This is a genomic window from Parvimonas micra, assembly GCF_037482165.1.
GTDB lineage: Bacteria > Bacillota > Clostridia > Tissierellales > Peptoniphilaceae > Parvimonas.
In genome coordinates, this window is sequence record NZ_CP148048.1 from 660,282 (window position 1) to 685,376 (window position 25,095).

Annotated in this window: 21 protein-coding genes; all 21 read left to right on the forward strand. The window is 28.2% G+C overall.

From position 1 onward, the window contains the following. The first annotated feature begins 4 nt into the window (after positions 1-4). On the forward strand, positions 5-571 hold the full coding sequence (locus WFJ11_RS03245) for a hypothetical protein (protein ID WP_338817689.1): 567 nt from the start codon (positions 5-7) through the stop codon (positions 569-571). A 317-nt stretch (positions 572-888) separates the two neighbouring features. Continuing rightward, entirely contained in the window at positions 889-2,661 is a 1,773-nt protein-coding gene (gene aspS / locus WFJ11_RS03250) for an aspartate--tRNA ligase (RefSeq protein ID WP_338817691.1), read from the forward strand. After that, complete coding sequence (locus WFJ11_RS03255; RefSeq protein WP_269722241.1) at positions 2,651-3,364, forward strand: tRNA threonylcarbamoyladenosine dehydratase; 714 nt, start codon at positions 2,651-2,653, stop codon at positions 3,362-3,364. The genes aspS and WFJ11_RS03255 overlap by 11 nt, the downstream gene beginning before the upstream one ends. After that, positions 3,352-3,780, forward strand: a complete 429-nt coding sequence (locus WFJ11_RS03260; RefSeq protein ID WP_293439844.1) for a SoxR reducing system RseC family protein — start codon at positions 3,352-3,354, stop codon at positions 3,778-3,780. The genes WFJ11_RS03255 and WFJ11_RS03260 overlap by 13 nt, the downstream gene beginning before the upstream one ends. 49 nt (positions 3,781-3,829) lie before the next feature. After that, a complete protein-coding gene (locus tag WFJ11_RS03265; RefSeq protein WP_338817692.1) occupies positions 3,830-4,132 on the forward strand; it encodes an SdpI family protein in 303 nt (100 codons plus the stop codon). A 397-nt stretch (positions 4,133-4,529) separates the two neighbouring features. Next, positions 4,530-8,654, forward strand: a complete 4,125-nt coding sequence (locus tag WFJ11_RS03270) for an FMN-binding protein (RefSeq protein ID WP_338817693.1) — start codon at positions 4,530-4,532, stop codon at positions 8,652-8,654. Beyond that, on the forward strand, positions 8,655-9,335 hold the full coding sequence (locus tag WFJ11_RS03275) for a hypothetical protein (protein WP_323987895.1): 681 nt from the start codon (positions 8,655-8,657) through the stop codon (positions 9,333-9,335). Between the two features lie 345 nt (positions 9,336-9,680). Then, on the forward strand, positions 9,681-10,928 hold the full coding sequence (locus tag WFJ11_RS03280; RefSeq protein ID WP_313960800.1) for an FTR1 family iron permease: 1,248 nt from the start codon (positions 9,681-9,683) through the stop codon (positions 10,926-10,928). A 43-nt stretch (positions 10,929-10,971) separates the two neighbouring features. Continuing rightward, a complete protein-coding gene (locus WFJ11_RS03285) occupies positions 10,972-11,694 on the forward strand; it encodes an iron transporter (RefSeq protein ID WP_009372429.1) in 723 nt (240 codons plus the stop codon). A gap of 108 nt (positions 11,695-11,802) precedes the next feature. Then, positions 11,803-13,131 (forward strand): Fe-S-containing protein, encoded by a 1,329-nt coding sequence (locus tag WFJ11_RS03290; protein WP_338817694.1) that lies wholly within the window; start codon positions 11,803-11,805, stop codon positions 13,129-13,131. Between the two features lies 1 nt (position 13,132). Then, positions 13,133-14,413, forward strand: coding sequence for an ABC transporter permease (locus WFJ11_RS03295; RefSeq protein ID WP_338817695.1), 1,281 nt, complete (start codon positions 13,133-13,135; stop codon positions 14,411-14,413). A 7-nt stretch (positions 14,414-14,420) separates the two neighbouring features. Further along, positions 14,421-15,620: an ABC transporter permease gene (locus WFJ11_RS03300; RefSeq protein WP_293439838.1), complete on the forward strand. Its 1,200-nt coding sequence runs from the start codon at positions 14,421-14,423 to the stop codon at positions 15,618-15,620. 3 nt (positions 15,621-15,623) lie between these two features. Beyond that, on the forward strand, positions 15,624-16,301 hold the full coding sequence (locus tag WFJ11_RS03305; protein ID WP_009354227.1) for an ABC transporter ATP-binding protein: 678 nt from the start codon (positions 15,624-15,626) through the stop codon (positions 16,299-16,301). A gap of 33 nt (positions 16,302-16,334) precedes the next feature. Next, entirely contained in the window at positions 16,335-16,736 is a 402-nt protein-coding gene (locus WFJ11_RS03310; protein WP_338817696.1) for an FMN-binding protein, read from the forward strand. Positions 16,737-16,753: 17 nt separating this feature from the next. After that, positions 16,754-17,212 carry a DUF4418 family protein gene (locus WFJ11_RS03315; RefSeq protein WP_338817697.1) on the forward strand — a complete coding sequence of 153 codons (459 nt, stop codon included), beginning with the start codon at positions 16,754-16,756 and terminating at the stop codon, positions 17,210-17,212. 23 nt (positions 17,213-17,235) lie between these two features. After that, positions 17,236-18,444, forward strand: coding sequence for an ABC transporter permease (locus tag WFJ11_RS03320; RefSeq protein WP_338817698.1), 1,209 nt, complete (start codon positions 17,236-17,238; stop codon positions 18,442-18,444). Continuing rightward, positions 18,437-19,117, forward strand: coding sequence for an ABC transporter ATP-binding protein (locus WFJ11_RS03325; RefSeq protein ID WP_293439834.1), 681 nt, complete (start codon positions 18,437-18,439; stop codon positions 19,115-19,117). The genes WFJ11_RS03320 and WFJ11_RS03325 overlap by 8 nt, the downstream gene beginning before the upstream one ends. Positions 19,118-19,295: 178 nt before the next feature. Next, on the forward strand, positions 19,296-19,571 hold the full coding sequence (locus tag WFJ11_RS03330; protein ID WP_338817699.1) for an HPr family phosphocarrier protein: 276 nt from the start codon (positions 19,296-19,298) through the stop codon (positions 19,569-19,571). A gap of 512 nt (positions 19,572-20,083) precedes the next feature. Further along, the gene (locus tag WFJ11_RS03335; RefSeq protein ID WP_338817700.1) at positions 20,084-20,569 is read left to right on the forward strand and encodes an NAD(P)H-dependent oxidoreductase subunit E; all 486 of its coding nucleotides are present in this window, start codon (positions 20,084-20,086) and stop codon (positions 20,567-20,569) included. Positions 20,570-20,579: 10 nt separating this feature from the next. Then, positions 20,580-22,175, forward strand: a complete 1,596-nt coding sequence (locus WFJ11_RS03340) for a complex I 51 kDa subunit family protein (RefSeq protein ID WP_009732782.1) — start codon at positions 20,580-20,582, stop codon at positions 22,173-22,175. A 25-nt stretch (positions 22,176-22,200) separates the two neighbouring features. Beyond that, entirely contained in the window at positions 22,201-24,954 is a 2,754-nt protein-coding gene (gene fdhF / locus WFJ11_RS03345; protein WP_083816241.1) for a formate dehydrogenase subunit alpha, read from the forward strand. The last annotated feature ends 141 nt before the right edge of the window (positions 24,955-25,095 follow it).

Below are 25,095 nucleotides of genomic sequence, written 5' to 3' on the forward strand. Positions count from 1 at the left end.
TATTATGAAAAAAGGAAATATTTTATTTGGAACGATTGGTGCAATTATCGGATGTTTACCGGGGGTTGCATTGTATGTAGGAGTGGCTATGTTAAAAGTATTTAGTTCGTGGTCCGGAGCAGTTGCTTTATATTGTGCAATTTTTATGTATACTTTATTTTCAAGAAAATTAACAAAATTGGGAGTTGTTATATCAATTATAGTTTCATGTGCATCAATGATTTTAGCGGAGGTAATTGTAACATCTATTAATATAGCTAATCGCTATCATTTTAAATTTTTTGAAGTTTTTAAAAACTTTTTAAAGATATACCCTAAATTGACTAACAAAGGATCGTTTTGGATATATCCTATCATTGCATGTATATTTGTTCTAATAGGTGGATATGGATATTTAGTTAGTAAAAATAAAAATGACGTTGAACTTATTGACAATGACGATGATGAAATTGAATACGAAGCAGATGATGAAGATGAAGATATCATTGATGAAGAAGATTGTGTTAAAAATGAAAATGAAAATAATCTTGATGAAAAGAAAGAAACATCTGTTGAAGAAATAAAAAAATAATTAATAAAAAAAGAAGTTAATAACGTGTTATTTGCTCTTTTTTTATGTGTTTTAATATAATTAAGTCTGTTTATTAAAATTAGTTGACTTTTTTTTGTTTTATTGTTATAATTATCGAAATTAATATATTAAGCTATGAAGGAAAAAAGTTTTGTTAAGATTTTTAGAGAGGTAATATTTGGTGAAAATTACTAATTAATACAAAATGGGACAATCTGGAGCTATTATTATAAAGAGATATACCTATAATTAGGGTGGTACCGCGGATTTAATTCGTCCCTGCATTTTTGCAGGGATTTTTTTATAAGGAGGAAAATATGGCACAAATGGGAAATTTAAGAAGGACACATATGTGTGGAAATTTAAGAAAAGAAGATATTGGTAAAGAAGTAATTTTGATGGGATGGGTTGCTAAGGAAAGAAACTTAGGTTCGTTAATTTTTATGGACTTAAGAGATACTACTGGAATTTCACAAATCGTTGTGAGAGATACTTTAGGAGAAAGTGTTTTTAATAGTGCAAAAGAAATAAGATCTGAATTTGTTTTAGCTGTTAAAGGAGTTGTTAGTGAAAGAGAAAGTAAAAATTCAAAAATACCTACTGGAGATATTGAAGTTGAAGTAAGTGAATTAGTAGTTTTAGACACAGCTCAAACTCCTCCAATTTATATTAAAGATGACGACAATGTTTCTGAAAGTTTAAGATTAAAATATAGATTTTTGGATTTAAGAAAAGAAAGTTTACAAAATAATTTAAAATTAAGAGCTAAAGTATGTAAGGTTATAAGAGATTTTTACACTGAAAATAATTTTGTGGAAATAGAAACCCCATATCTTAATAAACCTACACCTGAAGGAGCAAGAGATTATCTCGTACCATCTAGAGTAAATCCGGGGAATTTTTATGCGCTTCCACAATCTCCACAAATAATGAAACAACTTTTAATGATTTCAGGAATGGATAGATATTTTCAAATAGTTAAATGCTTTAGAGATGAGGACTTAAGAGCTAATAGGCAACCTGAATTTACTCAGGTTGACCTTGAAATGAGTTTTGTTGATGTTGAAGATGTTATTGATGTAAATGAAAGAATGTTACAAAAATTGTTCAAGGAAATTAAAGGAATTGATATTGAATTACCTATAAAAAGAATGAAATATGATGATGCAGTGGAAAAATATGGAAGTGATAAACCGGATTTGCGTTTTGGTTTTGAAATTAGAAATATTACAGATTGTGTTAAGGAAGTTGAATTTGATTTATTTAAAAATGCAATTGCTTCTGGTGGGAGTGTAAGAGCAATTTCAATCGGAAAATATTCAAAGGAATATACTAGAAAGAAAATTGATAAATTAATTGACTCAATTAGAGATTATGGTGCAAAAAATTTATTCTGGATAAAAATAACTGATGGAGAAGTTAAATCTTCTATTTCAAAGTTTTTAAATGAAGAAATTATCTCTAATATAAAAACAATGGTAGAAGCTAAAGATGATGATTTGATTTTAATGCTTGCAGATAAAAATGATATTGTTTTAAATTCACTAGGAGCTTTAAGATGTGTTATTGCAAAAGAAATGAATTTATTAAATCCTAATGAATATAACTTATGCTGGATTGTAGATTTTCCACTTTTTGAATATGACGAAGAAGAAAAAAGATATGTTTCAAAACATCATCCTTTTACTCATCCGAAAGATGAAGATATTAAATACTTGGAAAGCAATCCCGAAAAAGTTTATGCAAAAGCATACGACATTGTAATAAACGGAGATGAACTAGGTGGAGGTTCAATTAGAATTAACAATTCTGATTTACAAAATAGAATGTTTAAAGCTTTAGGACTTACTAAAGAGGAAACTGAAATAAAATTTGGATTTTTACTTGAGGCTTTAAAATATGGAACACCTCCACATGGCGGTCTTGCATTTGGACTTGATAGATTGATTATGCTGTTAGCGGGTACAAACAATATAAAGGATGTAATAGCATTTCCAAAGACGCAATCAGCATCTGATTTATTAACAGATGCACCATGTGTTGTATCAGAAGGACAACTTGAGGAGTTAAATTTAAAAATTGGAAAATAATATTTATTCAAGAACTGAAAGTCTAATAGGGAAGGATTCACTTGAAATTTTAAAAAATTCTAAAGTTATTGTATTTGGAATTGGTGGAGTAGGAAGTTTTGCAGTTGAATCGCTTTGTAGATGTGGAATAGGAGAAATCTCACTAGTAGATTTTGATACTATTGACATAACTAATGTAAATAGACAAATTCATGCAATGTCAAATAATATTGGGAAATATAAAGCAGATGAAATGAAGAATAGAATAGAACTTATCAATCCAGATATAAAAGTAAATATATTCAAAAAAAAGCTAGATAAAAACAATATTGAAAATTTCAATTTGAAATACTATGATTATGTTATTGATGCGATAGATACTATTACTTCTAAAATTTATCTGATAAAATATTGTTATGAAAATAATATAAATATAATTAGTGCAATGGGAGCAGGTAATAAACTGGATCCTACAAGATTTAAAGTAGTGGATATATATAAAACATCATGCTGTCCACTTGCAAGGGTAATGAGAAGAGAATTGAAAAAGCTAGGAATAAAAAAATTAAAATGTGTTTGTTCTGATGAAATTTCTAGTGGAGAAATAATTGAATCAGATAAAATTAGAAAATCATCCCCTTCAAGTATAAGCTTTATTCCTTCAACTATGGGACTAATTATTACATCAGAAGTAGTAAAGGATTTGATATTATGGAACAAGTAGGATATGTAACAAAAATCTTACCTGAAGATAAGTGTAAAGTTTTAATTTCAAGAATAAGTGGATGTAAAGGAACCTGCAAAACTTGTGGAGGATGTCCAACCCCAACAATGCATATTGTTATGAAAAAGACATTAGATGTTTCAGTTGGAGATTATGTAAAAATAGGAGTGGATAGTAATATTGTATTAAAATATTCTATTTTCTTATATGGATTTCCTATTTTAATGTTTATTCTTTCAATATTATTAGTCAATATAGCTCTACCTAATTTAAAAGGAATTGATTTGATTGGATTTGGTATTGGTTTATTTACGATGTTTTTGGCATTTTTAATTGTCAAATTTGTAGATAATAAATATGCACATTTATCAACAAAAGCAATGTATATGGAAGAAATTATTTCAAAAAAAGATTAGATAGTAGTAGATATAATTTATGTTGATAATATAGATTGGAGGTTTTATTATGATTTATATTGTAGCAATCGTATTTATCTCAGGAGGGATTATTATGAAGGTATTTCCTCCAAAGTTCGATTCAGGAATATATGGTTTTAGAACTAAAAAATCAAGTAAGAACAAGGAAAATTGGGAAATTGCTCAAAAGAAATCTTCAAACTATATTATATTTTTTGGGATATTTGATTTTGTATTAACATTTATAAATGATACTTTTGTAAAAAATAATTTATATTATGATTTACAAGGACTTTTAGTAATTATTTATTCTATATTAATATATATTTTGGTTCAAAAAAATTTAAAATAAATAATTGTTGCTGAGAAAAAAATTATTTTTTAGGCATAGTTTCAAATATTTGATTGAAACTATGCCTTTTTTATGCTAAATTTTTAATTAAAATTATTAATAAATAAAAATCTATAATAAATTAAGTACAATTACATTTAATAACAAATAAATTTGATAAAAAATATTAAAATATGAAATGTTTTTAGAACATAATCAATGAAGTAATTAGAAAAAATATGCAAATAAAGATATTTTATACTTACATCAGATTAATAGATAAGAAATTTTAATATTAAAATTGGTGTTTTTTATTGAAAAAAATAATTAATTTTAGTAGAATTGATAATGCCTATTGTTATTTTTATAAATAAGTGACAAATTTATAAATATAACAAAATAAACAAAGGAGGGATATATGAAAAAAAATAGTGTTATTGCAGGTTTATTTGTTTTTTGTATTACAACTGCAGGAATAGGTTACACTGTTTATAATAGTGTTTATTCTGATAGACAAAAACACAGAGCAAATGAAACTACAAATCTCGACAGTGCAAAGGCTCCAAATGAATTGAAAGATGGAGAATATATAGCAAGTGCTGAGGGATATGAAGGTCCTATAACGGTAAAAGTTGTAATTAAAGAAGGTAAAATTTTTTCTGTTGAAGTGCTTTCACATAATGAAACACCTGAATACTATGAAATGGCAAAAAAAATTTTACAAACCATTGTAGAAAAGAATACGTTTAATGTCGATTCAATTTCTGGGGCAACAGTTACTTCTGATGCTATTAAAGTTGCTGTTTACAAGGCGCTTGTTCAAGCTGGAGCAAAAACAAGTGATGTAGCTGAATATCTTGAAAAGGAAAATCAAGAACTAAGAGATAAAGAGAAAGCAAAATTGTTAGCAAAGCAAGCTTCATCTGTTGCCGGTAAAGTTGGATTTAACAGAAATAATCTTAAAGATGGTACATTTATTGGCGTTGGACGTGGATATAATGGACCAATCAAGGTTTCTATTTCTATAAAAAATGGAGTAATTTATGATGCAAGAGTTATAAGTCATAGTGATGACTATCCATATTTTACTTGGGCATCCAGTGTACTTAATAAAGTTATAAGTGGAAATACCAGTATTGATACAGTCTCAGGAGCAACTGTATCAAGTAGAGGGATATTAAATGCTGTAAAAGATGCCTTACGAAAGGCTAGTAATGGTAATAATAATTTAGATATTAATTCGCCTGAAGGAACAGAGCAAAGTATTCCTAGACAAAATAGACGACAAATAGAACAATTAAAAAAATATTTTAAAGGTTTAAAAGACGGCATTTATTATGGCAAATCAAATGGATATTATACAAATTCAATTGAAGTTAAAGTAACTGTTAAAGATGGTAAAATAGTTAAAATAGAATTGATTAAAAATAAGGATGATGAATCATATTTTGATAATAAAAAAGCAGGGATATTAGGAGAAAGAATTATTTCAAGCCAATCTACAAATATAGATACAATTTCTGGAGCTACAACATCTTCAAAAGGTTTTATAAATGCTGTTGTTAATGCCTTAGAAAAAGCAGTTGATTCTAATGGAAGTGATGCTGATAAATATATTTATTCCCCTAAGACTATAATTGCAACTGTAGGGGAAATTATTGGATTACAAAAGATAAGAGATGCATTAGAAAAATTGCCAGATGATGCACAAATTAATATAAAAAGTAATGCAGATACAAGTTCTGAAGGTAAAACTAAAATTATAGTTGAACTTATATTCAAGGATAATAGTAAAAAAATTGTAGAAATTCCTGTATTGGTAAATGTTAAAGTGAATGGAAGTTATAAATTTTTATCAGCAGAAGAAGTTAAAAATCTTGACAAAAATGTAAATTACCCTGACGGAGTTTACTATGGTGACAGTTATGGATTTGTTTCTAATAAGCCTATACCTGTAAAAGTTACTATTAAGAACAATAAAATTGAGAATGTAGAGCTTGTTAAAGAAGAATTAAATAGATTAAAAGGATTAACATCACCTGGAAATATAGATGATGGTGGTATATTCCAAGAAAAATTTTATACTGTAATTGATAGGATTAAAAATATGCAAAAGTTTGAATCCTTGATATATAAATTTCAGGTATTAAGAGATGCGACTAATAAGGTTATGGAAGAAGCTCATGGTAAAGAACAAACTGTAGAAGTTTATAGAGACGCATTGGATAAAGTAATTGGAAAACATAATTTTGGTAAATGGAGATTAACTATAGATCAGTCGGATATAAAAGGTGAGAGAAATATTCATGATAGAATATTTACATTGTTAAAAATATATGTTAGAGAAGAACTGGGCTATGATGGTGACGATTATGATGCAGTAAGTGGTGCTACGTTCACTGCAACAGGGACTGCTACATCTATAAAAAATGCATTATTAAAAGCTAAAAACTTTGATTTTTATGACATGAGAATTGACGATAGCAACTTTAAAACTTCATATAAAGAAGGAGATAAACTTGATTTAAAAGACTTAAAAGTTACTATATATAAAAAAAATAATCAAAAAATTACAGTCTCTTATTCTGACTTCGACAAATATGGATTGAAGGTAATTGATGAATATAAGAAGGAACTAAGAGATGGATTAGTTTTGAATAAAGAAAACTTGGGCTACAGTGTTACAGATGGATTGAGACTTAGAGTGGTTCATAAAGAAAGTAATAGCTTTAAATTTTTAAATACAATTCTTATATCCAAAAATAGGACTAAGAATTTTGAAATTTCTGGAATTAAGATAAAAGCCAAGAATGAATCTGAGTGGTATGATACCAAGGGATATAATACTGCAGATTTTATTCAAAATATTACTGTTTCTAAAGAAGTTGCAGAAAAACTTAATGGTAAAGAAATAGAGTTTAAGATAATTGCCAAGGATAAAAATTCTTCTGATGAAATTGAAATTCCTTTAAAACAAGCACAAAATAAGACTTTAATTGGAGATTTTGTTAGTGGAGAATATACATTAGATGTTATTGAAAAATATAAAGGTGTATTATTTAATAATACTTTCCGTATTAAAACAAAAGTTGATGGGAAGATTCCAAAAGCATTTTTATACAAAGAAATACCAGAAACTTTGATTATACCAAAAGGAACAGAAATAACAGAAGATAAAATAAGAAATGTTCTTAAAAATTTACCTGATGAAACTAAAATTTCAGTTTTAAGTCAAGTTGATGTAAACAAAGTAAATGAGAATATCCCTCAAAAGCTTTTAATTAAACTTAAATTTGATGATGGTAGTGAAAAAAAATTAGAAATAGATGTTATTATAAAAGAAAAAGTTACTTCTATGGCTGACAAATATGTTTACAAACCAAAAGATTTGATTACAATTAAAGGTAAAGAAGTAACGTTAAGCCATTTGAAAAATCACCTCGATGACTTGCCAGAAGGTACAAAAATTGAGATTATTTATGAAGCTGATGTAACTGAAGTGAATGAAGAGGGTACTTCAATGGAAGTAAGGCTTGAATTTGCAGATAAAAGTATAAAGGATATATCAATTAATGTTATAGTAAAAGATACCGCTCCAAATAAAGCTGAAGAATTTAAGATTTTATATCCTGAAATAAAAAATGAAATAGTAAATGTAGTTGTAAAAGACTCTAAATATGGAAATATGAAAAATTTTGCCGAAACTGTTAAATGGGGTTCCTTTTCAGACTTTGCTATAAATAGAGATTTAAAACTTAAATCTCGTTCTGCAGATATTTCACGTATTGAAGTATTAAAAGAACCAGACAGATCGAAGTTAGGAGATCAAAAAGGTAAGATAAAATTAAGCTTTAAGGATGGTTCAAAACTTGAACTTGAAATATCAGTAAAAATAGTACCATATCCTGTATATAGAATATTTAGATTAACTTCAAATAAAACGCAGTATAAGTTAGAAGATAGATTTAATTTGAATGATTTAAAAGTAACATTATTTATTTCTAATAAGTTGGAAAATGAGTCAGATTGGGCTACAACCGGAACACCTATTCAAAATATTCCTTATTCTGATTTTCATTTATTTGGAATTAAAGTTGTAGATTTAGATTCAAAAAAAGAAATTGAAAATAACAGTATAATAAGTACACTTGTTAAAAATAACAAATTATCAGTTGGAGCATATTGTGAAAATCTAATTCAAAATAATGATTACGAAAGTGGAAAAAAACTGGTAGAAATTTTTAATATAAAAATAACAAATATTGATAAATTGATAGAATCTAAAAAAAATATTGTAGAAGTTAAAGATGAGAAAGATGTTAACGAAGTAGATGACTCTAATAAATCAGGAAAAGTTATGGAGTCAAAAAAAGATATTAAAAATGTTGATAACATAAATAATACTTCAAAAGAAATTAAAACTATTGAATCTGAAAAAAAAACTAAGGACAATGTTCAAAAAAAAGATTCGAGTAGTGGAGGGAAAATAACTTATGACTCATCAGAAAAACAAAAAGTAAAAACTAATGAAAGGGAAGAATAGATGAATTTAATAGTAGGATTAATTGCAATAACATTATTTTACATTTTATTTGCAAATATTATAAAAAAATATCCAGTGCTATTTTATATGGCAACTTATATTTTGATAATTCCCGTTGTTTTATATTATGAAACAAAGTTTTATAGAGAAATGCCAATCTGGTTTACAAAATATGTTATGGACATATTCAGAAGAGGAATTTTCTCGACAGTAACATTTATGATAGTAATGTTTCTAGGAGTAGTTACAACTCATAATAAATATACTAGAAAACTTATGAGTATAAGAGGAGAAATGTCAATTATAGGATGTTTTGCTGCACTTTGTCATAATGTGGCTTTTGGAATAAGATATTTTGTAGAATTTTTTACAAATGCATCAAAAATGAATGTATATACTAAGACGGCAACAATAATAAGTTTAATTCTTATAGCTATGATGATTCCGCTTATGATAACTTCATTCAAGTGTGTAAGAAAGAAAATGAAAGCTAAAAATTGGAAAAATTTACAAAAATTAGCATATCCGTTTTTTTACTTGATATATGTTCACTTGATGGTTTTGTTTATGCATAAACCTGAAAAACATATGCTATCAATAGCATTATATACTTTTATTTATTTGCTATACACAATTCTAAGATTAAGAAAATATCTACTAATTAAAAAAAGGAAAAACTAAATTTTAATAATACTATTGTAATCAAGATTACAATAGTATTATTTTTTTGTAGATATAGTATAAAACAAAATAATGATTTAATTTATGACGTTTAGCTTTTATAAAATATGAATATGATATTAATTAAAAATGAAAATTTTTATTAATTTCTTGAAATTTTTTTCTGAATATGATAATATATATTTGATAAAAATAATAATAAGTATAAGGCATTGATTGATTTGTAATTAGTGCTTAACTTTTTAGTAATTATATGATATATATTATCTTTATCATAAATTGTTTTTGGGGAGGTGCTAAGTTATAAAAAAGATATTTTCATTTTTTCTAATACTTTGTAGTGTTTTGCTTGTTTGTAACATAGGAAATGTAGAAGCTAAATCTGAAAAGAAAAAGTACTCTAATTGGCAAGAAGTAGCTAAAGATATGCATTTAAAATTTACAGAAGCAAAAGAGTATATTGATAAAAAAGATTATCAAAATGCTTATAAATCAATGGATTCTGCATATTTTGATTACTATGAAGTTCAAGGTTTTGAAAAAAATGTTATGGTTGCAATATCTAATAACAGAGTAAATGAAATTGAGGCTGCATTTAGAGAAATTAAGCATACTCTTTTAGGAAATACAAGTGATTCTGTTGAAAAAATTAAGGCATCAATAGATGAACTTGATATGAAAGTTTATAGAGATGCACTTGTTTTGGATAAAGTAATTTCAAAAAATGCACCGGATTCTGAAGGTAAAGCTGTATTTGGAGATACTGAAATTAAACAGGGAGATGAGAAAGCTAAAAATATCCAAGATTTTTTAACATCATTCGGATTGATGCTTAGAGAGGGATTGGAAGCAATTCTTGTTTGTGTTGCAATTATTGCTTATCTTGTTAAAACAGGCAATAAGCATCTTTGTAAGTCAGTTTATTTGGGAATGGGTGCTGCCGTTGTATGTAGTTTTGGTTTAGCCATAATAATAAACTATTTATTAGGAGGAGTTGGACAGGAACTACTTGAAGGCTGGACTATGTTTTTAGCGGTTATTGTTTTATTCTATGTTAGTAACTGGATTTTATCTAAATCTGAAGAAGAAGCATGGGAAAATTATATTCAATCTAAAGTTCAAAAATCAATAGATAACAGAAGTAAGTGGACTTTGGTTTTTGCTGCTTTTTTAGCTGTACTAAGAGAAGGAGCAGAGCTTATTTTATTTTATAAGGCCTCATTTTCGGGTGGAGGTAAGATTTTGTATCCAATGGGAGGGCTTGTTGCAGCCTCTGTTGTTTTGGTTATAATATTTTTACTTTTTAGATTCACATCAGTTAAATTACCGCTTAAACCATTTTTCTTGTTTACAAGTATATTATTATATCTAATGTGTATCTCGTTTATGGGAAAAGGGGTTATTGAGTTAACTGAAGCCGGAGTTATTTCTGGTTCAACAGTTATACCTGCAATGCAAGGTTGGAGTATTCCAATTTTGAATATCTATGATAGAGCCGAAACTTTAATTCCACAAATTATGTTGGTAATAATTACTGTTTGGATATTGTTAGGTCACTATTTAAAATTGAGAAAAATAAAAAAGGAAAGTTAAATTTCTATTTTATTAAAGTTAAAAAATTAGGAGGATTTATTTTATGAAAAAATCAAAAATGGTTGTAACATTAGCATTATTAGCGTCAGTAGGTTTAGTTGGCTGTCAAAAAAATGACACAGCAAAAATAAATGAATTGCAAAAATCAATTGAAGAAAAAGACAAAAAAATTGCTGAATTAAATGATAAATTAAAAGAAGCCGGTGGCGACGATGAAAAAGCTGAAGATGCTGAAAAACCAGGTGAATCAGGATTTGAAGAAATAAAAATTGGAGAAGAAAAAATTGTAGGTCCTTTCCAAGTTGCTACAGTTTATTTTCAAGGAGTTGATATGATTCCTGAAGGAAGACAACCTAGTGCTGCAGAATCAGATATGCACTTAGAAGCTGACATTCATTTGACTAAAGAAGCTGGTAAAAAATATGGTTTCGGTAGTGGAAAAGATATTTGGCCTGCATATTTAACAGTAAATTATAAAGTATTATCAACTGATGGAAAAGAAGTTACTTCAGGATCAATGATGCCAATGAACGCTGATGATGGTGCTCACTATGGAACAAATATCAAAAAGAATGTTCTTAAAGTTGGTAAGTATAAATTAGTTATCGAAATTCAACCTTCAGCTGATTACTTATTACACACTGATGAAGAAACAGGTGTTCCTGCTATTAAAGATGGCGGAAAAGAAGCTGCTTCAAAGTACTATGAAAAACAAACTGTTGAGTTTGAATGGAATTATACTGGAGAACAATTACAAAATAAATAATATTGATTTTTAAATTAGAATATTAGTATTCAATATATTACAAACGGATAAATCCTCTCTTATTATTTTAAGAGAGGTTTTGCCGTATTTTAGAAGTGAGGTTTTATTTTGGGGAAATTTTATGTTGATGTAATTTTTACTATATGTACATTTTCTTTTTTCTTTGCATTGGTGTTATCTTTTTTAAAGAAAAATTCAACACTGATTAATAAAATAATTTCTTTTTCAATTTTAGTGATAGGGATTTTTTTAGGTTTTTATATACATATTCTTAGAGTAAAAAATAAAAAGGAAATGATACATACTGTTACAAAATTAAATAGATATGTTTTTGCATTATGTCTTTTTGTTTTTATTTTAATGAGTATTACATTGATTTTAGGAGTTATAACAAAAAATAAAAATAAAATATATAATTTTATTACTTCTATAAATTTAGGCTTTATGTTTATAACTATATCGTTTATGCTATATTTGCTTATTCCTAAACTCTTAACTCAAGCAATGGAATTTATTGCGTTTGGAGAAGATTCTGTAAGTACTGTGACTCTATTTAGAGTAAGTGGATTTATTCTTGGAATCTTAACCGGGATATTATTAGTATTAGCATTTTATAAGTTTCTAGTTAGATGTAGCAAAAAACAATATATTATAATGTTTATTGCTATATTTATTAATACATTTTTAGAATATGCTTTAAAAGGAATAACATCAATAGTTAGACTTAAAGAATATCTAAAGAAAGACTTTAATATGGCTCCAATTTTAACTGAAAAGAGCAATATTTTTGGAATAAAGATTTTTGACTTAATGATTATAGAAGATAAAAGTGAAACATATTTTATTTCAATAGCTTTTATAATAATTTTATTAGGTATGATTTTTTTTGTATCTAAAAATTTAAGGGTAAAGGAAAAATTTGATAATAATGCAAGTTTAAGAAAAGAAAAATGGAGATTGATAGTAAATAGAAGATGGGCTTATTTTACTACAGTATTATCATTTGTAATGTTGTTTTCCGCAACTTACTTAAATTATCAACTTACAAAACCGGTTGAATTAACAGCAGCACAGCCGTATCAAGAGGAAGGAGATAAAATTATTATTCCTTTGTCTGATGTTGATGATGGGCACTTGCATAGATTTTCATATAAGAAAGATGGTCATGATATTAGATTTATAGTTGTTAAAAAGCCTAATAGTACTTCTTATGGAGTAGGCTTAGATGCTTGTCAAATATGTGGAGTTGCAGGATATTTTGAAAGAAAAAATGATATAGTGTGCAAAAGATGTGATGTTGTTATGAATAAAGCAACTATAGGATTTAAAGGTGGATGTAATCCAATTCCTTTTGATTATAAAATTGAAAATTCAAAAATAATAATTGATAAAAAAGTTTTAGATAAAGAAAAAGAAAGATTTCCAATAGGAGAATAGTATGTTTTGGAGAATGGTTTTTGGAACTTTAATCAGACAACGAAAAAAGATGTTTATGATAGCTTTTACTGTCGCACTTGGTGTATCTCTTGCTACAGGAATGTTAAATGTAATGCTTGGAGTTGGTGATAAAGTAAATAAAGAGCTTAAAACTTATGGGGCAAATATAAATGTAGTTTCTAAGGATGCTTTATTAATTTCTGATTTGTATGAATTAGAAAATTCTGAAACTACAACAAATGATAAATATTTAAAAGAAGAAGATTTACCTAAAATCAAACAAATTTTTTGGGGGTTTTCTATAGTTGATTTTACTCCTTATCTTGAGAAAACTGCAAAAGTTAATAATCAAAAAACTAAATTAATAGGTACATGGTTTTCTAAACACATGGATTTAACAACTGGTGAACAAATTGATACTGGTATGAAAAACTTAAAAAATTGGTGGAAAATCACTGGAGAATGGTTAAATGAAGATGACGATAATAGTATTATGGTTGGAAGCTTGTTTGCGGGAAAAAACGGAGTTAAAGTTGGAGATAAAATAGAAATAAGTAATGGTAAAAATACTAAGATGTATAATGTTAAAGGAATATTTGAATCCGGTGGAAATGAAGATTTAAACGTTTTTTCTACTTTGAAGTCAGTTCAAGACTTATATGGAATTGAAGGAAAAATTTCTAATATAGAAGTTTCTGCACTTACTACTCCTGATAATGAATTAGCAAAAAAAGCAACTAGAGATCCAAATAGCTTAACACCTACTGAATATGAAACTTGGTATTGTACAGCTTATGTTAGTTCTATTTGTTATCAAATACAAGAAGTTGTTGAAGATAGTGTAGCCAAACCTATAAGACAAGTAGCAGAGTCAGAAGGAAAAATATTAGATAAAACGAAATTACTTATGATTTTAATTACAGCATTAGGATCAATTGGTTCTGCACTTGGAATTTCAAATCTTGTTACTGCAACTGTAATGGAAAAAAGTCAGGAAATAGGTCTTATAAAAGCAATTGGAGGTTCTAATCTTAGGATAATGTTGCTTATTTTAACAGAAATTGTATTAACTGGTATCATAGGTGGCATAGCAGGATATTTTATTGGCCTTGGATTTACACAAATAATAGGTATTACTGTGTTTGGATCTTATATAGAACCAGCAGTAATGGTTATTCCTATTGATATTGCTCTGGTAATTGGAGTTTCATTAATTGGAAGTATTCCGGCTATACATTATCTATTTAAACTTAAACCGACAGAAGTTCTTCATGGAAGGTAGGATTAAAATGAGTAAGAGAAAAATGTATTTAAAAATGATTTTAAGTTCTTTCATAAGAAGAAAGTCAAGAATGGTAGTAGCTTTATTAGCTGTAATAATAGGAGCTACGATTATGTCTGGTCTTATTACTATATATTTTGATATCCCAAGACAGTTGGGTAAAGAATTTAGATCATATGGCGCTAATTTTATATGTCTACCTAGTGAAGGAAAAATTACTGAAGAAGAATATAAAGAATTTAAAGAAATTATAAAAAATATGAATGTTGTAGGTATAGCTCCATACCGATATGAGACGACAAAAATTAATCAAAAACCATATATTCTTGCGGGTACTGATATGGATGGAGCAAAAAAAAATAGTCCTTTTTGGTATGTTGAAGGAGAATGGGCAACAAATAGCGATTCAAATGAAGTTATGGTAGGAAAAGAAATTGCCAAAACTTTAGGACTTTCAGTAGGAGATAAATTTAAAGTTAGTGGAGTAAAACACGGGAAAAGTGCAATTGCATCAGATGTGAATGATTCTGCAGAGAAAAGTAAAAATAAAGATACAGGTGATGATTTTTACGACGTAACTTTAACAGTAAAAGGAATAATTACAACTGGGGGTAAAGAAGAATCCTTTATATTTTTAAATATAGACAAACTAAATGAAATAGTTGAAGATACAACAAAAATTGATTCAATTGAATGTAGTATAGAAGCTAATCACAATGAATTAGATACTTTCGCAAAAAATTTGAGTAATAAATTACCTAATGTTATAGGTTCTGCTGTAAAAAGAGTTACTCAATCTCAAGATACTGTATTAAATAAATTAACTGCTTTAATATTATTAGTTAATATAGTTATATTAGTTTTGACAACAATTTCAGTTTCGACAACTATGATGGCGATAATTGCTGAAAGAAGAAAAGAAATAGGATTAAAAAAAGCACTTGGGGCACATAATAAAGAAATTATAATGGATTTTATAGGAGAGAGTGTATTGCTTGGACTAATTGGAGGAGTTATTGGTGTTATATTTGGGTTTATATTTGCTCAAAGAGTAAGTCTTAGTGTTTTTGGTAGGACAATTACATTCCAATATATATTAATTCCTGTAATTGTTGTGATTTCAGTATTAGTAACTACTGCAGGTTGTATTTTACCGGTTAAAAAAGCTGTTGACATTGATCCTGCATTAGTATTAAAAGGAGAGTAAAATATGGATAATGATAAAGTAATATTAGAACTTAGAGATGTTTCTAAAATTTATGAATCAGTTAATGCTCTTAGTAACATTAATTTAAAGGTTAAAAAAGGTGACTGGATTGCTATAATGGGCTCATCAGGTTCTGGAAAAACAACTATGATGAATATAATAGGATGTATGGATAGACCATCAAATGGACAAGTATTAATTGATGGAATAGACATTTCAAAAGAAAGTCAAAAAAATCTTACTAATATTAGAAGAGAAAAAATTGGTCTTATATTTCAACAATTTCATTTGATTAGTTATTTAACTGCTTTAGAAAATGTAATGGTTGCTCAGTATTATCATAGTATGATTGATGAAAAAGAAGCTTTAGAAGCACTTAAAAAAGTAGGTCTTGGTGATAGAGCAAAGCATTTGCCAAGTCAATTATCTGGTGGAGAACAACAAAGAGTATGTATAGCAAGAGCTTTAATAAATAATCCTGAAATAATATTAGCTGATGAACCAACAGGAAATTTGGATGAAGCAAATGAAATTATGGTAATAGAAATTCTAAAACAACTTCACAAGGAAGGTGCTACTATAATTGTTGTTACTCATGATCCTGAAGTAGGAGATGAGGCTATGAGAAAAATAATATTAGATTATGGAAAAATTGTAGATGATAAATTATTGACAATATAAATTATAGATGTTATAATGTTTTTGGTGGTATATATGAAAAGGAAAAATTTTAATTTTTTGATTATTCTAATTTTATCTATGATATTTGTTACTTCATGTAGTTCAAAAAAAACATTAAAAGATGGAGTATATGAAGGATATTACAAAGATGAAAGTTCAAATGTTAAAGTCGTAATTACTGTTAAAGATAAGAAAATTGTAGATTGTGTTAGAGAAGAGAGAGAAAACAAGAATAATAAGATAAAAGACGAAAATTATGGTAAAGATGATGCTGATTTTAATTATAAGCAAGCACAAAAAGCTGTAAAAAATAGTGAAGGATATGCAAAAAAGTTAGTTGAGGCTCAAGATATTGATAAAGTTGACTCAGTTAGTGGAGCGACAATTTCTTATAAAAGATTTAAAAATGCGGTTAATAATGCTTTAAATAAATAATTTTTAGGAGGATTTTCGTGAAAATATTAAAGAAGAAAATTGTTAATATTATTATTTTACTATTAGGGACTGTACTTGCATTAACACCATTTGTAATCGCACCTGTTTGTCCTGCAATGGCGAATGGGTCAAGAATGAGTTGTTATTATAGTGGTCTATTAGTAACTTGTGTTGGTATAGGAATTGTTATAATTTCATTAGTATCTGTTTTTGTAGATAATAAAATTTCAAAGATTATTTTTAATATTATTAATATATTAGCAGGAATTAGTGTTCATTTAATACCAAATAAAATAATTAAGGTTACTATTGGTGCCGGAAAAGATGGAGCTCCTAGATTTATGGGATATTGCATGAAAGATTCTATGGATTGTATCAAACATAATACATTTACAATAGTTTCTATTTTAGGAATTGCAATTGCTCTTATCTCAATTTTTTATTTGATTTATGTTTTGATAAGAAAAGAAAATTAATTCATTAAAGAAAAGAGAAAGAAATGACTAATAAGAAAATTGATATTAAGTTTTTAGCGAAAGAAAACATAAGAAAAAAACCCCTTAGAAGTATTTCATTAATTAGTATTATTGCTATTTTTGTTTTATTTTTATTCTGCGGTACGATTTTATCATCAAGTATTTCTGGTGGAGTTAATAATCTGTCAAATAGACTTGGTGCAGATATTATTGTTGTTCCAGAAGGTTATAAGGCAAATATTGAAAGTGTATTATTAAAAGGAGAACCTAGTGAATTTTATCTTCCTAATGATTCATTAGAAAAGATAAAAAAAATTGAAGGTATAGAATCAGCAACACCTCAGCTTTATGTTGCAACACTTTCTGCATCTTGTTGCTCGTACCCCGTTCAAATTATAGGAATAGATTATGATACAGATTTTTTAATTAAGCCTTGGCTTCAAAAAACACTTAAGAGAGAATTAAAAGATGATGAAGTAATTGTAGGAAGTAATATTGTTGGTGAAAAAAATTCAAAAGTTAAATTTTTTGAAGAAGAGCTTGATATAGTTGGAAAACTCGAACAAACTGGTATGGGTTTTGATGCAACAGTTTTCGTTAATATGAAAACTGCTAGAAAACTTGCAAAAGCAAGCGAACGAATTCAAAAAAATCCAGCTTCTGAAGGCGAAAAAATTTCTACAATTTTATTAAAATTAAAGCCAAATTACAGTGCTTCAGAAGTATCTAATAAGATTATGAAAGAATATGCTAAAGATGGAATTTTTGCTATGTTTAGTAAAAAATTTGTAAATGAAGTATCTTCAAATTTAAAGGTTATTTCAAGTTATATATATATTTCAATAGCTGTAATATGGGGAATGTCAATGATTTTATTGGCAGTAGTATTTTCTGTAATACTTAATGAAAGAAAAAAGGAATTAAGTATTCTTCGAGTGTTAGGAGCGTCTAAGAAAAAGTTATCTAAGATTATTATGTATGAGTCCTTATATATAGGTTTTTATGGATCAGTTCTTGGAATAATTATTGGCATTATAGCTGTGTTTTCAATAATTCCAATTATTCAAAAAAACTTAAATTTACCGTTCTTAACTCCTTCAATGCCAAAATTAGTTCTAGTTTCATTGTTTAGTTTATTAGTTGGAACAGTAATTGGATGTTTATCATCATTAAATTCTGCTAGAAAAATCAGTAGAACTGATGTTTATTTGACTATGAGGGAGAATGATTAGAATGTTAAAAGTAGAACAATTATACAAAACATATGTTAGAGCGAAAGAATTTAATGCATTAGATGATGTTAATTTGGATATTAAGAGCGGAGAATTTGTCGCAATAGTCGGAAAATCCGGAAGCGGTAAATCTACACTTTTAAATATCATATCTGGAATATTAAGTCCTACAAGTGGGAAAGTGTCATTGGATAATAAAGAGATAAGCTCTCTTTCTGATGATGAAAAATCTTTTATAAGAAATGACTTAATGGGATTTGTTCCACAATCTACAGTAGTATTGTCAACACTTAACATTCTAGATAATATTTGTTTACCTTTTTATCTAAGTAAAAGAGAAGGAGATCCTGTTGGTCGCGGAAAATATTTGTTAAAAGAATTAGGTTTAGAACATTTAGAAAGTTCATATCCTAGAGAATTATCAGGGGGAGAACTTAGAAGAGTTACAATTGCAAGAGCACTGATGAATTATCCTAAAATAATTCTTGCAGATGAACCTACTTCTGATTTGGATGTTGAAAATACTAAGGAAGTATTAGAAATAATGAAAGATATTAATAAAAAAAATAATACAACAATTGTACTTGTTACACATGACCTAGCATGTCTATCATATGCAGATAAGGTTTATACTATGATTTCTGGAAAAATTTCGGAAGGTAAGAATATATAATTTTGTAAAACTGGTTTATTTTTAGTAAATCAGTTTCTTTTTATATAATGTGAAAACATTATTTAATAGGTTATTTAATAATTAAAAAAAATCTTTTTAAAAATTATTTTTAAATATGGACATTTATAGATTGTTTTGATATAATATAAATTAATAAAGAAAAATAAAGGAGGCAAATATGTTAAAGGAAAAGGTTGTAGTCAAATCGGAAATTGGCCTTAATGCCAGAGTAGCTTCTATGTTTTTAAGGAATTCAGTAAAATTTAATTCTGATGTTATATTAATAAAAGATAATAATAGATACAATGGAAAAAGTATTTTAAGTATTTTATCAATGCAGGTTGGAAATGGTGAAGAAATAGAAATTGAAGTAACAGGGGATGATGAAAATGAGGCTATGGAAACTTTAATTTCATTTTTTGAACAAGACTTAAAAGAATTTTATACAATATAATAAAAAGTTTTAAAAAATTCTCTAAAGGAGAATTTTTTTATTGCGAAGCAACAAAGTTCCCGGGTAACCACTCGAAGCGAAGCATCGAGAAGGGGTGGGGTTCTTATTATAAGTAACGTCAAAAAAACATAACATATGGAATAGAATTATTTTTTAAGATTAAAACGGATATAATTTAAGAAAATAATTAGATTAATTATATTGTTAATTAAATAGATAAAATTAAGTATTAAATAAAATATTTTTTTTGAAAATCTATCAAAATTTTTAATACTTAAAAGCTAAAATGCTTGAAAAAATTTGCTGATTTTGCTATACTCTAAGTATAATGTAGTATTGTATTTCGCTATATTATAACTAGAATAACTATATGATGGTTATATACTAAAATAGTACATATTAATGGATTAGAGTATTGTTATCAATGTTTAATGTTTTAAATAAGTAATTTCTCGTTTTTTATTATATAATTACATATGGTTCTTCTAAAAATTTTTACAAGGAGGCAAATTATGGCTTTTGTTTTTAATGTTGATGAAAATCAAGACAAAATAGATGAGCTTTGTGAATTTATTGATAAGAAGAAAGATATTCCTGGAGCATTAATGCCAGTTTTACAAGAAGCACAAAGTATTTTTGGGTATCTTCCAGAAGAGATTATGGATTTGATAGCAAAAAGAATGAAAATATTTCCTGCTAAAGTATTTGGTGTTGCTACTTTCTATTCACAATTTTCATTTATTCCAAAAGGAAAATATCAAATTTCTGTATGTATGGGAACTGCTTGTTACGTAAAAGGAGCTCAAGAAATTTTAAATGAGTTTTGTGACAGAGTAGGTGTAGATGTTGGCGGAACTAGTGAAGATTTGAAGTTTTCTGTTGCTCAAACTCGTTGTATTGGTGAATGTAATTTAGCACCTGTTGTTACAATAAATGAAGATGTTTATGCTCATATAAAAAAAGCAGATATCAGAAGAATAATGAGAAAGTATAAATAGAGGTGATCTTATGATAAAAACTGAAGTTGATTTTAAAATATTAGATACTATTAAAGAAAAAAACTATCCTCTATTAATTGAAAGGTTAAATCAAGAACCTGATAAGTACATAATTGACGAAAATGGTATTCGTCTAAAAGGAGAGTTTTTCGAAAAACAAACTAGAATTGCATTAAAGAATTTTGGAATAGTTGATGAACATAGTGTTGATGAATATGTTGCATTAGGTGGATATTACGCTTTAGCGAAAGTAATAGGAAGTCTTACTCCTGAAGAAGTTGTAAATGAAATGAAAAATTCAGGACTTAGAGGCCGTGGTGGTGCAGGTTTCCCAACAGGGAGAAAATGGGAAGGTGCTATGCAACAACCTGCGGGCCAAAAATACGTAGTATGTAATGCAGATGAAGGAGATCCAGGAGCGTTTATGGATAGATCTATACTTGAAGGAGATCCACATTCTGTATTAGAAGGAATGGCGATTTGTGGCTTTGCGATTGGAGCTGATAGAGGTTTTATCTATGTTAGAGCTGAATATCCTAAAGCTGTCATAAATTTAAGAGAAGCGATAAAGAAGGCTGAAGAAAAGAACCTTCTTGGTGATAATATTCTAGGAACAGATTTTAGTTTTCATGTTGAATTAAGACTTGGTGCTGGAGCATTTGTTTGTGGAGAAGGCACTGCACTTATAGAATCTATAGAAGGTAAACGTGGTATGCCTAGAACTAAGGTTTATAGAACAACAGTTAAAGGCCTTTTCCAAAAACCTACTGTTTTAAATAATGTTGAAACATTTGCAAATGTACCGCAAATTATGTATAAAGGTTCAGATTGGTATAAATCAATTGGTACAGAAGATAGTTCTGGAACTAAAGTATTTGCCCTTGTAGGTAAGGTTGCCAATGCAGGACTTGTTGAAGTTCCTATGGGAACTACAATAAATGAAATTGTATATGACATTGGTGGTGGTACTGGTAATGATAAAAAAGTAAAAGCTGTTCAAACTGGTGGACCTTCTGGTGGTTGTATTCCTACAGATTATTTTGATACACCTGTAGACTTTGGCTCTTTAGCTAAGATTGGTTCTATTATGGGATCAGGTGGAATGGTTGTAATGGATGAAACAGATTGTATGGTTGATATTGCAAGATTTTTCTTAGATTTTACTGTTGAAGAATCTTGTGGTAAATGTGTTCCTTGTAGAGAAGGTACAAAGAGAATGTTAGAGTTATTGGAAAAAATAACTTCTGGGAAAGGTGAAGATGGTGACATTGAAAGACTTGAAGATCTTTCCGAAACAATAACTGTTGCATCACTTTGTGGACTTGGACAAACGGCTGCAAATCCAGTAGTAAGTACTTTACATTATTTTAGAAATGAGTATGAAGCTCATATTTATGATAAAAAATGTCCTGCGGGAGTTTGTCAAGCTCTTCTTGAATTCTTTATTACAGATAAGTGTATTGGTTGTACTAAATGTGCTAAGGCTTGTCCAGTTGATTGTATTACAGGAGTTCAAAAGCAATTACATGTTATTGAACCATCTAAGTGTATTAAATGTGGATCTTGTGAAGCTGCGTGTCCAGTTAATGCTATAATTAGAAGATAGGTTCTGGAGGTATATTATGTCTAATATGATTAATTTAACTATAAATGGAAAGAATGTTAGTGTTGAAAAAGGAACTACTATTATTGAAGCTGCTAAAAAGGTTGGAGTAGATATTCCAAACTTATGTTATGAAAAAAGTCTAACTGCATTTGCTGGATGTAGAATGTGTGTTGTTGAAATTGAAGGAAGTAAAAAACTTGAAACAGCATGTTCAACACTTGTAAAAGAAGGAATGGTTGTAAATACTGAAAGTGAAAAATTAACAAAAATAAGAAGAAATATTCTAGATTTATTGTTTTCTAATCATCCAAGTGATTGCTTAACTTGTGATATGGTTGGTAATTGTAAATTGCAAGAATATTGCTATAGATATGGAATGAAGAAGGGTACATGGATTGGTGAAGTCCAAAATCATGAAATTGATGCAAACAACCCTGTTATGATAAGAGATCAAAACAAGTGTATTTTATGTGGTAAATGTGTTAGAGTATGTCAAGATGTACAAGTTACAGGAGCTATAGATTTTGTAGAAAGAGGATTTAATGCTTATATTGGAACTCATAAAAATCTAGATTTAAATACTGATAACTGTAGATTTTGTGGGCAATGTATTAGTGTTTGCCCTACAGGAGCTTTACTAAATAAACAATTAATGGGAACTAGACCTTGGGAAGTAAAAAAAGTGAGAACAACATGTCCTTTCTGTGGTACTGGTTGTAATTTTGATTTAAATGTAAATGTTAAGACCGGAAAAGTAATTGGAGTTACTCCAAATGAAGATTCTCCAATTAATGGAACTCAGCTTTGTGTTAAAGGGCGTTTCCATACTGACTTAATTAACAGTCCTGATAGACTTACTGATCCATTGATTAAGAGAAATGGTGTATTTGAAAAAGCAACTTGGGAAGAAGCTTTAGATTTGGTTGTTTCTAAGTTAAGTAGCACAAAAGAGACTTATGGTCCTGACTCAATTGCAGGTTTAAGCTCTGCTAGAACTTGTAATGAAGACAATTTTGCTTTTCAAAAGATGATGCGTGTTGCCATTGGTACAAATAATGTTGATCACTGTGCGAGAACCTGACATGCTCCTACAGTTGCAGGTCTTGCAACAACATTAGGTTCTGGAGCTATGACAAATTCTGTTAACGAAGTTTTTAAGACTGATTTAATGTTTGTTATAGGTTCAAATACAACTGAAGCTCATCCAATAATTGGAAATAAAATGCAACAGGCTCATAGACAAGGTAAAAAGCTAGTAGTAGTTGATCCAAGAAAAACTGAATTAGCAAGAGAAGCTGATTTGCACATTTCATTGAAATCAGGAACAGATGCTGCTTTAATTAATGGTATCATGAATATAATAATAACTGAAGGTTTATATGCTAAGGAATATGTTGAAAATAAAGTAGAAAGATTTGAAGAAGTTAAAGAACTTGTTTCTAAATATACTCCAGAATTAGTTAGTAAAATTACTACTGTTCCTGTAGATCAAATTTATGAAGCTGCAAGAATGTATGCTTCTGCAGAAAGAGCTGGAATTTTCTATACTTTAGGTATTACTGAACATACAACTGGTACATCAAATGTAATGAATCTTTCTAACTTAGCTTTATTATGTGGAAATATTGGAATTGAAGGTGGTGGAATTAATCCTCTTCGTGGACAAAATAATGTTCAAGGTGCTTGTGATATGGCAGCTTTACCAAATTATTTTCCGGGATATCATAAAGTATTGGAAGAAGATAATGTTAAATTGTTTGAAAAACATTGGAATTGTAAATTAAATAGAAAGATGGGACTTAGAATCCCTGAAATGCTTGATGGAGCAGCAGAAGGTTCAGTTAAAGCTATGTACATTATGGGTGAAGATCCTGTACTTTCTGATCCAGATGCCAACCATGTTAAGCATGCATTAAGTAGTTTAGATTTCTTAGTCGTTCAAGATATTAACTTAACTGAAACTGCTAAACTTGCAGATGTTATTTTGCCAGCCACATGTTATGCTGAAAAAGATGGTACTTTTACAGCATCTGAAAGAAGAGTTCAAAGAGTTAGAAAAGCTGTTGAAGCTCCTGGACAAGCAAGATTAGATTGGGCTATTTTAGCGGATGTCTCAAAACGTCTTGGAGGTAAGGGATTTGATTGGAAGACATCAGAAGATGTTTTTGATGAAATTAGAAAGTGCATGCCAACTTATAGAGGAATTACTTATGATAAAATAGATAAGTTGAATGGAGTTCAATGGCCATGTACATCAGATGATCATTTGGGTACAAAATATCTTCATGAAGGTAAATTTACAAGAGGAGATAAAGCTCTTATGATACCTGTTGAATATGAAGGTCCAAAAGAACTTGAAAATGAAGAATATCCAATAATCTTATCTACTGGTAGAGCATTATACCACTATAATGTAATGACTAGATATTCTGATGCGCTTGATGGAATTTTACCATATGAGTTAATTGAAATTTCAGCAGAAGATGCACAAAAATATGGATTAGAAGATGGAGATTTTATGAGAGTTACTTCTAGAAGAGGTAGTGTAGTTGGTAGAACAAAAATTACTGACAAAGTAAAACCAGGATTAATCTATATGACATTCCATTTTGCTGAAACACCAGTAAATCAATTGACTAGTGCACACTATGATCCTATTACTAAAACTGCAGAATATAAGGTAACTGCTGTAAATATTAAGAAGGTAAACAAACTAGATAAAGGGTTAAAAAGTGAAAAGTTTGTTGACTTAAATGAATTAGTTGATGAAACAGTTTAGGTAAATAGTTACTATTGTTTAATTAATTAGATTGGGAAGCCCAAAGAACTTCCCAATTTTTTTTTGTGTATTTTTAACATTATTATTGAAACTTAATTAAATTTAATATATACTTATAGTAGTTTATTTATTTTTTTAGGA

What these genes read in the sequence shown, in the direction of transcription:
- WFJ11_RS03245 (WP_338817689.1), top strand. Translation starts at nt 5, where the DNA reads ATGAAAAAAGGAAATATTTTATTTGGAACGATTGGTGCAATTATCGGA.
- aspS (WP_338817691.1), top strand. Translation starts at nt 889, where the DNA reads ATGGCACAAATGGGAAATTTAAGAAGGACACATATGTGTGGAAATTTA.
- WFJ11_RS03260 (WP_293439844.1), top strand. Translation starts at nt 3,352, where the DNA reads ATGGAACAAGTAGGATATGTAACAAAAATCTTACCTGAAGATAAGTGT.
- WFJ11_RS03265 (WP_338817692.1), top strand. Translation starts at nt 3,830, where the DNA reads ATGATTTATATTGTAGCAATCGTATTTATCTCAGGAGGGATTATTATG.
- WFJ11_RS03270 (WP_338817693.1), top strand. Translation starts at nt 4,530, where the DNA reads ATGAAAAAAAATAGTGTTATTGCAGGTTTATTTGTTTTTTGTATTACA.
- WFJ11_RS03275 (WP_323987895.1), top strand. Translation starts at nt 8,655, where the DNA reads ATGAATTTAATAGTAGGATTAATTGCAATAACATTATTTTACATTTTA.
- WFJ11_RS03285 (WP_009372429.1), top strand. Translation starts at nt 10,972, where the DNA reads ATGAAAAAATCAAAAATGGTTGTAACATTAGCATTATTAGCGTCAGTA.
- WFJ11_RS03295 (WP_338817695.1), top strand. Translation starts at nt 13,133, where the DNA reads ATGTTTTGGAGAATGGTTTTTGGAACTTTAATCAGACAACGAAAAAAG.
- WFJ11_RS03300 (WP_293439838.1), top strand. Translation starts at nt 14,421, where the DNA reads ATGAGTAAGAGAAAAATGTATTTAAAAATGATTTTAAGTTCTTTCATA.
- WFJ11_RS03305 (WP_009354227.1), top strand. Translation starts at nt 15,624, where the DNA reads ATGGATAATGATAAAGTAATATTAGAACTTAGAGATGTTTCTAAAATT.
- WFJ11_RS03310 (WP_338817696.1), top strand. Translation starts at nt 16,335, where the DNA reads ATGAAAAGGAAAAATTTTAATTTTTTGATTATTCTAATTTTATCTATG.
- WFJ11_RS03320 (WP_338817698.1), top strand. Translation starts at nt 17,236, where the DNA reads ATGACTAATAAGAAAATTGATATTAAGTTTTTAGCGAAAGAAAACATA.
- WFJ11_RS03325 (WP_293439834.1), top strand. Translation starts at nt 18,437, where the DNA reads ATGATTAGAATGTTAAAAGTAGAACAATTATACAAAACATATGTTAGA.
- WFJ11_RS03330 (WP_338817699.1), top strand. Translation starts at nt 19,296, where the DNA reads ATGTTAAAGGAAAAGGTTGTAGTCAAATCGGAAATTGGCCTTAATGCC.
- WFJ11_RS03335 (WP_338817700.1), top strand. Translation starts at nt 20,084, where the DNA reads ATGGCTTTTGTTTTTAATGTTGATGAAAATCAAGACAAAATAGATGAG.
- WFJ11_RS03340 (WP_009732782.1), top strand. Translation starts at nt 20,580, where the DNA reads ATGATAAAAACTGAAGTTGATTTTAAAATATTAGATACTATTAAAGAA.